The sequence below is a fragment of the bacterium genome (genome assembly GCA_018814885.1).
Taxonomy (GTDB): domain Bacteria; phylum Krumholzibacteriota; class Krumholzibacteriia; order LZORAL124-64-63; family LZORAL124-64-63; genus JAHIYU01.
The window spans coordinates 1-8,689 of the sequence record JAHIYU010000130.1 but is presented as its reverse complement, the minus strand read 5'-3'; the positions used below and the strand labels follow the sequence as shown (position 1 = coordinate 8,689).

The following is an 8,689-nucleotide window of genomic DNA, read 5'->3' as shown; positions in this document are numbered from 1 at the left end:
GGACCTCAGGCGCCCTGTCCGGGCGGCGGTGGGCGCCTTTTTGCGGACTGTCAGGCGAGTTCTCCGAGCACGAGTGAGAGTGAGATCACATCCCGGTGGGTGTGTCACCGGTCATCATCTCTGGGGAACGGTGGCGTAGGGCGAACTCGGGGTTTTTCGACGGGCTGCTATCACCCTGCGCTGGGGCGACGTGAACGATCCGAACTTTGCAGACACGAATCAACTCTATGCGAGCGGATGTTACTACGAAGTCCAGATATCGGCCGCTGTCGATTTCAGTTCCCTGGTACATGAGGCCGAATATACCGGAACCGAAGGAAGCCTCTCACTGCCCGCGGGGACCTATTACTTGCGGGTGCGTGCCCAAGATTACGCCGAGAACCCAGCAGGTCCCTGGTCGGTCGTTAACACCTTTACTGTAGCCGAAGTGGCTAGTGTCGCGGCCATGGACTTCGAGGACGGCACGGACGGCGCGGTGATCAGCAGCACGATCCCCGGCATGTTCTTCACGACGACCCAGGGTTACGACTGGTTGTACGGTGATGTCCGGACGGGCAATTACAATGTCGATCCCTATGGCCAGTACGTATGCAACGGCGACTTTTTCGCCTGGCTCGGTCCGAACCAGGGCATGGGACGCATCGATTTCACGGGTGCGACTGCACGCAGCATCTCCCTGCTGACGAGCACGTACACAGGGCTCTATCTGGAAGCGTACGACGCGCAGGGCAGTCTGATCGATCAAGACTATACTCCCGGCAACCTCGGATCATACCAGCTTTCGCCACTGAGCGTCTCCGGGGACGAGATTGCGTACATGCTGATCCACGACAGCGGAAACTACTGGCTGATCGACGACCTGCAGGTCGAGGACCTGCTCAGGACGACCGAACAGATGATGGGCTCGAGCTACGCCATGGGTACGGAAGCGCTCGACCTCATCAGCCAGGGTCTCACAGCCGTGTACAGCTTCATGAACAACGGCAGCTCATCGTTCCAGGTCATACTGAACTGGGCGGGCAGCGAGTTCCGGATCACCGCCTACATGCCGAACGGTGAGGTCCACGATCAGTGGCAATCCGATCAACCGCCACTGATCTCCATCATCGATCAGCCGATGAACGGGGAATGGACTTTCGAAATAACGGCCATCGACGTCCCGATCGACGACTACCCCTTCGCCTTCGTCCTTGGCGTGACGGAACCCGATCCGGACACTACGCCACCGCTCATCACGGTGCTTTCACCTGCTCAGGGTGCGACCTTCGGGCTGCATGAAGAGGTCGAGTTCACCTTCGATGCCCAGGATCCCGAAAGCGGGATCATGGACCTGGTCGGCATCGTGGATCTGACAACGGACCTGGCTTCGGGGCAGACCATGGCCTTTGACGCCCCGGGCCAGCACGAACTCCGGATCACGGCCGTCAATTACATCGGCCTGAGCACCGTTGAGACCGTCACCTTCGATGTGGCCGGCCAGTCCACTAGCTGCCTCTGGACCAACGCCACCACCGGCCCCCTCGGCGACACCGTCGACGGCCACGGCGTCTCGTGGGGCGACTTCGACGGCGACGGCGACGAGGACCTCTTCCTCGCCAACAACGGAGCCAACCGGCTGCTGCGCAACGACGGCGGCGGCAACTACGTCAAGCTGGACATGGTCCTCGGCGGCTACGGCGACTCGCGCGCGGGCTGCTGGGGCGATTACGACGACGACGGGGACCTCGATCTCTACGTCGTCAACTACGGCGATGCTAACGTCCTCTACCGCAACGACGACGGCGCGTTCACCGACGTGACGGACGGCCCCCTCGGCGACGCCGATCAGAACACATCCGGCGCATGGGCCGACTGGGACCTGGACGGCGACATCGACCTCTACGTCACCGGCGACGACTGCCGCAGCAAGCTGTTGCGCAGCGACGGCGGCGTGTTCGTCGACGTGGTCGGCGACCCCGCATCCTTCCTGGGCTGGTCGCGCGGCTGCGCCTGGGGCGACTACGACAACGACGGCGATCCGGACCTGTACGTGACCGTCAAGGACGGCCCCAACAAGTTGTTCCGCAATGACCTCGGCGCGGGCTTCGCCGACGTGTCCGCCCCGCCGGTGGACGATCCCGGCAGCGGCAAGGGCTGCGCCTGGGGCGACTACGACAACAACGGCTGGCTGGACCTCTACGTCGTGAACAAGGACGGCGCCAACAAGCTGTTCCATAACGACGTGGGCGTGTTCGGCGACGCCACCGACGCCGTCACCGGCGACGAGGGCGACGGCCGCACCTGCGTGTGGGGCGACTACGACAACGACGGCTGGCTGGACCTGTTCCTGACCAACGTCGACGGCAACAACAGGCTGTTCCAGAACCTGCACGACGGCGGCTTCGCCGACACGACCTGCGGCGACCTGGCGACCGCCGAGCTGACCGCCTGGGGCGCGGCCTTCGCGGACGACGACCGCGACGGCGATCTGGACCTCTACGTCTCCAACCACACCTGGCAGGGCGTACCGAACCGGATGTTCCGCAACGGTCTCTATGGCGGCAATTGGCTCAAGGTGGATCTCGTCGGCACGGCTTCCAACCGCTACGGGCTCGGCGCCCGGCTCGAGTTGACGGCCGGCGGCGAGACCCAGGTCCGCCAAATCGCTCCCGCGGGGTATCTCGTCCAGGCTCCGACAACATGCCATTTCGGTCTCGGCGACGCCTTCGAGGCTGCGCTTACCGTGATCTGGCCCTCCGGAACGGTCCAGGAGGTCCCGGTGACCTCCGTCAACACGCGCCTCGAGGTGGTCGAGACCACGGCGACAGCCGTCGAGACGCCGCAGAACGCCCTGGCGTTCCGGATCAGCAACCACCCGAACCCCTTCAACCCATCGACGACCATCTCTTTCACGCTGCCCGAAGCGGTCGATGTGCGTTTGCAGATCTTCGACGCCAGCGGCCGGCTCGTAAAGACCCTGGTGGACGGCGAGGTCAGGGGAATCGGCGATCATCACGTGATCTGGAACGGCCGGACCGACGCTGACGGATCCGCTGCGTCCGGGATGTACTTCTACCGCATCGTCGCCGGCGATCTCCAGGCGACGCAGCGCATGACCCTCGTGAAATAGGCGGGGACAACCTTCAGCAGGGGGCCGGGGCGGATGCCCCGGCCCCTCTCATTGCATCCCCGGAATCGATCTTTGACAGTTCACGGCCGGTGGGATATCGTCCCGCCCGAAACCGCCTCGATGCCCCGAACGGACCTTGCCGACCGAAGGGATAAGACGTGCACGTAAGCCGACCGCCCGCCGCCGGGGCGGACGCCAACGGACCGTCGGGCCCGCTGCCCGTCATCTTGCGCATCGTCTCGCTGCTGATCCTGCTCTATCTCTTCCTCTTCGCCATCACCCTGATGGGCGTGTCCTTCAAGACCTTCGGCAAGTCATTCAGCGAAGCCCTGATCACCGGCACCACCAATCCCGTGATCGGACTGATGATCGGGCTGCTGGCCACCTCGTTGATCCAGAGCTCGTCGGGCACCACGTCCATCGTGGTGGGCCTGGTGGCCGCCGACGCGCTGACGGTGCAGAGCGCCATCCCCATCATCATGGGCGCCAACATGGGCACCACGGTCACCAACACCATCGTGGCCATGGGATCGATGGGACGTCGCCGGGAGTTCCAGCGCGCCTTCGCCGGCGCCACCATGCACGATTTCTTCAACCTGCTGACCATCCTGATCCTCTTCCCGCTGGAGCAGGCCACCCATTACCTGGAGCGCACGGCCTCGTGGCTGTCCGGCCTGCTGGTCGGCACCGAAGGGGTGGAGTTCCACAGCCCGGTCAAGGCCGCCACCAAGCCGCTGGCCAAGGTGGTGAGCCGCCTGCTGGAGGACGACTGGTCGCTGGCCGAGACGGCCGCCGGCGTGATCATGCTCGTGCTGGCGCTGGCGCTGCTGTTCTTCGCGTTGGCGATGCTGACCCGGGTCATGCGGCAGGTCGTCATCTCGAGGGCGGAGGGGGCCTTCGGCCGGCAACTCCAGGGGCACGGGCTGCTGGCCATGCTGCTGGGCGTGGTCGTGACGGTGACCGTCCAGAGCAGCTCGATCACCACCAGCCTGCTGGTGCCGCTGGTCGGCGCGGGCATCATCTCTCTCGAGACGGCGCTGCCGGTGACCCTGGGCGCCAACGTGGGCACGACCGTCACCGCGCTGCTGGCCTCGCTGACGGGCAACGCCGCGGCGGTGACCGTGGCGCTGGTGCACCTGCTGTTCAACCTGAGCGGCATCGCCATCTTCTATCCCCACCGGGGGATGCGCCGGATCCCGGTGCGCCTGGCGAAGGGGCTGGCCGCCCGCACCGCCGTCAACAAGTGGTTCGCCGTCTACTACATGCTGGGGCTCTTCTTCGTGTTGCCCCTGGCCTTCGTCCTCGTTTCGAGGATGTTCCACTAGGAGTTCGACATGAAAGTCTTCGGATCTTTCCGCGACATCTTCCGCAAGGACAACTGGAGCTCGGCCACCACCGGCCGCGTGGGCGAGATGCTGGACATCTGCGTCTCGATGAACAAGTTCGTCTACCGGGTCCTGATAGAGGGCCTGGGCGGCGAGGAGGCCCAGGCCAAGCTCTACGACCGCGACCAGCGCGTCAACGTGCTCGAGAGCGAGGTGCGCCGCAGCGTGGTGACCCATCTGGCCCTCGAAAGGCGCAGCGAGGACATCCCGTCCGGGCTGATCTTCATGAACGTGGTGAAGGACGCGGAGCGCATCGGCGACTACATCAAGAACATCTTCGACGTGGCCCACGAGCTGATGCCCGAGAGCGCCGACCGCGGCCTGTACAAGGAAAAGCTGAAGGGCTTCGCCGACACCATGCGCGACACGATGCTGGAGACCGCCGAGGCCTTCGGCGAGAGCGACGAGAACCGCTGCCGGCAGGTCATCGAGACCTCCCGCGAAAAGGGCCACGCCCTCGAGAGAGCCATCGCCGAGATCACGCGCAGCGACCTGAAGACCTCCGACGCGGTCTGCCTGGTGCTGGTGATGCGCTTCTACAAGCGGATCTTCATGCACCTCTGCAACATCGCCACCACGGTGGTCATGCCCGTGGACAAGATGGATTTCTTCGACGAGGAGGGCGTCTGAGCGGCGCCCCCTCCCCTCACCGCACCAGCATCATCTTTTCCGTTCTTCCGCCGCCCGCGGTGGCCAGTCGGACGAAGTAGACGCCCGAGGGCGCCGGTCGCCCCGCCGCGTCGCGGCCGTTCCATTGCAGCGCGTGGTCTCCCGGCCCGAAGCGACGATCCGCCAGGGTGGCGACCTGCCGGCCGAGCAGGTCGTACACGCCGGCCCGCACGTCGCCGAACGCGGCCAGCGAGAAGGTGACCGTCGTGCGGGGATTGAAGGGGTTGGGGGCGACGGCCACGTCGAACGGACCCGCCGGCGGCACGGGGCCCGCGCCTCCCGGACCGTCCTCCACCGCGGTCGGCAGGCCGTGCAGCGGCATCAGGTAGACGCCCCGCCCGTCGACGACGTAGAGCCGGTCGTTGGCGCAGGTCATCGACGCGACGAGGTACGTCGATTCGATGCCGCCGCCGATCACCGCCGGAGCCGCCGGGTTCGCGACGTCGATGACGTACAGGCCGGCGTAGGGATCGGCGACGTAGGCCACGCCGTCGACCACCTCTATGCCGCGCAGGGGTCCCTGCAGCCGCAGCGTGGCCACCAGCTGGATGTCCGCGGGGTCGGTGACGTCGAACACGACGAGTTCGTCCCCGTCGATCCCGTAGGCGTAGCCGCCCTCGACGTCCAGGTACCTGATCTCGTGCGACGAGACCAGGGAACCCAGGGTCGGGGGGTTGCCGGGCCCCGACACGTCGAACAGGTGCAGGCCCCGGGTGCCGTCGGCGACGTAGGCCACGCCCCCTTGCACGACGACGTCCCTGGCCTGTCCCGGCGTGACCCCGAACCCCACCCAGGCGGGGGAGCCGGCGTCCTGCTCGAGACTCAGGACGGCGAGGCCCAGCCCGTCGACGGCCACGTAGAGGCGATCCTCGTGCAGGGTCAGCCCCCAGGCCTCCCCCCCGAGGTATATGCCGACGGCCAGGTCGGGATCCGTGGAATCCGACACGTCCGCCACGCGCAGGCCCACGGCATCGTCGGCGATGTACGCGTAGGAGCCGGCCACACAGATGTCATGGGGGTCGAAGAGGGTCCCGCACACGCCGACCTTGGCGCCCGTGCCGGGATCGACCACGCTGAGCCGGGCGAAGTCGATCGCGTACAGATAGAAACGGTCCGCCGCCACGGCTCTCGGCACGTTGAGTGCGAGATGGTCGAACACCGGCACGGTGGCGCCGTTGCCGAGGGCGTAGGTATGGATGAAGGAGCCGGCGGCCAGATAGGCGTGTTCCCCGTCGAGCGCGATCCCGTACGCGAAGGACGCGCCGGTCGACCCCGCGATCAACGCCGGCGCCGTCACGTTCGAGACGTCCGCGGTGACGATGCCGCCGTAATGGCTGGCCAGTACGGCCATGTCGCCGGCGACGGCGACGTCGAGAACGGCCGGCGTCGGCCTCACGGTGCCGACGATCGCGGCGTCCGCGATCGGCGCCGCGTGGACTATGGCCAGCCCGGCATCGTAATCGGCGACGTACAGGTGGTCCCCCGCGGGAAACACGCCCAGGGCCTGTCCCGGCGTATCGACGGTCTTGACGACGGCGTAGGGATCCCTCGCGACGATATGGATGCCGCTAAACCCGTCGGACACGACGAGGTGCGCGCCCCAGACGGTCACCCCGTGCGCGTCGCCGGACGTGTCCAGCCAGTCCGCCACGAACGGGACTTCCGGATCGGCGATGTCCACGATGACCAGGCCGAAGGCCCCGCAGGCGACGAAGGCCCGGTTCCCGTCGATCGCCACGCCCTGTGCCAGGTCAGGCATGGGTGAGGATCCGAGGAGGAGCGGATCGGCCGGATCGGCGACGTCCAGGACCAGGAGACCGGCGCCCGCGGCGGCCACGTACGCGTAGGGCCACGAGACGGCGATATCGAGGGCGTCGTCCGGTGTCGCGTATTCGCCCACGACGACCGGGTGGAGGGGGTCCGCGACCGAAACGACATGTATTCCCCCCTCGTTCCTGGCGGCGTAGAGGTAGTCGCCCTGGAGGGTCACGTCCTCATAGGATCCGGAGCCGGCGCCCTCGACCAGTCCGGCCCAGTGGAAATAGTCCGTATAATCGATGTTGACGGCGTGCGCCGGACACGGGGAGACGAGCAGAAGCAGCAGAAACGTGCAGCCGACGATCAACGCTCGATGAGCGCGCCGGCCGGCCCTGGACGAGACGGGTCCGCTGTTTACCACACAAGAAGAGATGTGGAGCGAACCGACGCGGGACATATCCGTCACCTCGAAGTGGAGAGAGGAGGCGGTGCACGAGCTGGGATGCACAGAATTAGATCAAATCACAACGGGAGCTGGCGGTCAATCGCGACCCCCGTCCCGGGTGCGCGGAACGGGCAGGTGATCGACGCGCGCCGCGGTGTCGTTTCGCCCCTCAGGCGTCCCGGCCGCCGAAGAACTTCGCAGCCGGCGCCAGCGCGCAGACCAGCGCGAACCCCAGGAACCACCACACGCTCAGCGCCATCAAGCCCGGGAGGAGCTTCCCGACCGCCAGCGCCAGGCCCATGGCCGCGCCCTGTGCCAGTTTCACCTCGAGGATGCCCAGTCGCTTCGCGCGCGCATCCATCGCGTTCCAGATTCCGCTCATGAGTCCCCCTCCAGGGCTCGCCGGTAGGCGGCGAGCACGTCGTAGCCGAAACAGACCAGTATCACGCTTTCCGGGAGCTCGCTCGCCGCGAGGAAACCCCGCACCTCCCGCACGGCGATGCCCGCGGCCCGGTCCAGGGGGAACCGGTACACGCCGCAGCTGAGGGCCGGGAAGGCCACCGTGCGCAATTCGTGGTCGCGGGCGATCTCCAGGGAGCGCCGGTAGCACGAGGCCAGCAGATCCGGCTCGCCGCTGCGGCCGCCGCGCCAGACCGGCCCCACCGCATGGATGACGTGGCGCGCCGGCAGGTCGTGGCCCCCGGTCATCCTGGCGTCGCCGGTGGCGCAACCGCCCAGGGCTCGGCATTCCGCCAGCAGGGCGGGGCCGGCGGCGCGGTGGATGGCGCCGTCCACGCCGCCGCCGCCGAGCAGGCTGGTGTTGGCGGCGTTGACGACGGCATCCACCGCGAGGGTGGTGATGTCGCCGGTGACGATCTCGATGCGCCCCACGAATCCTCCCCCGATCGTTGCCGAATCCCGGCAATTCGATATGATGACCACATCATGACACAATATCACGGTCCAGGGATTACATTTTCCGCCGGACATCAACCGGGAGGAACCCTTGCCTGACAGCCCGCTTCAGCCCCCCTCGCCGCCCGTGCGCATCGGCACGCGCGGCAGCCGTCTCGCCCTGTGGCAGGCCAGCCACGTGCGGGATCTGCTGCAGGCGTCCGGCGCCGCGGTGGAGATCGTCGTCATAAAGACCCGGGGCGACCGCATCCAGGACGTGCCGCTGGCCGCCATGGTCGGCAAGGGCTTCTTCACCAAGGAGCTGGAGGAGGCCCAGCTGGTCGGCGAGATCGACCTGGCCGTGCACTCCATGAAGGACCTGTCCACCGACATGCCGCCGGGTCTCGTCCTGGCCGCCATGATCGGCCG

The 8,689-nt window shown here is 66.8% G+C and carries 7 protein-coding genes; 4 read left to right on the top strand and 3 right to left on the bottom strand.

The window, feature by feature from the left end:
* Positions 1–427: 427 nt before the first annotated feature.
* From KJ554_09310 to KJ554_09300, 3 genes are all read left to right on the top strand, one after another.
* A complete protein-coding gene (locus KJ554_09310) occupies positions 428–3,109 on the top strand; it encodes a VCBS repeat-containing protein (protein MBU0742532.1) in 2,682 nt (893 codons plus the stop codon).
* Between the two features lie 158 nt (positions 3,110–3,267).
* Positions 3,268–4,434, top strand: coding sequence for a Na/Pi symporter (locus KJ554_09305; protein ID MBU0742531.1), 1,167 nt, complete (start codon positions 3,268–3,270; stop codon positions 4,432–4,434).
* A 9-nt stretch (positions 4,435–4,443) separates the two neighbouring features.
* The gene (locus KJ554_09300; GenBank protein ID MBU0742530.1) at positions 4,444–5,124 is read left to right on the top strand and encodes a hypothetical protein; all 681 of its coding nucleotides are present in this window, start codon (positions 4,444–4,446) and stop codon (positions 5,122–5,124) included.
* Between the two features lie 16 nt (positions 5,125–5,140).
* On the opposite strand, the gene KJ554_09295 is transcribed toward KJ554_09300, so the two are convergent.
* The 3 genes from KJ554_09295 to KJ554_09285 form a co-directional block, all read right to left on the bottom strand.
* Positions 5,141–7,378, bottom strand: a complete 2,238-nt coding sequence (locus KJ554_09295; GenBank protein ID MBU0742529.1) for a T9SS type A sorting domain-containing protein — start codon at positions 7,376–7,378, stop codon at positions 5,141–5,143.
* A gap of 157 nt (positions 7,379–7,535) precedes the next feature.
* Positions 7,536–7,748, bottom strand: a complete 213-nt coding sequence (locus KJ554_09290; protein ID MBU0742528.1) for a hypothetical protein — start codon at positions 7,746–7,748, stop codon at positions 7,536–7,538.
* The gene (locus KJ554_09285) at positions 7,745–8,356 is read right to left on the bottom strand and encodes an O-acetyl-ADP-ribose deacetylase (protein MBU0742527.1); all 612 of its coding nucleotides are present in this window, start codon (positions 8,354–8,356) and stop codon (positions 7,745–7,747) included. The genes KJ554_09290 and KJ554_09285 overlap by 4 nt, the downstream gene beginning before the upstream one ends.
* 52 nt (positions 8,357–8,408) lie before the next feature.
* On the opposite strand from KJ554_09285, the gene hemC reads away from it, so the two are divergent.
* Positions 8,409–8,689, top strand: a 281-nt coding sequence (gene hemC, locus KJ554_09280) for a hydroxymethylbilane synthase (GenBank protein ID MBU0742526.1), incomplete at its 3' end; no start/stop codon positions are given.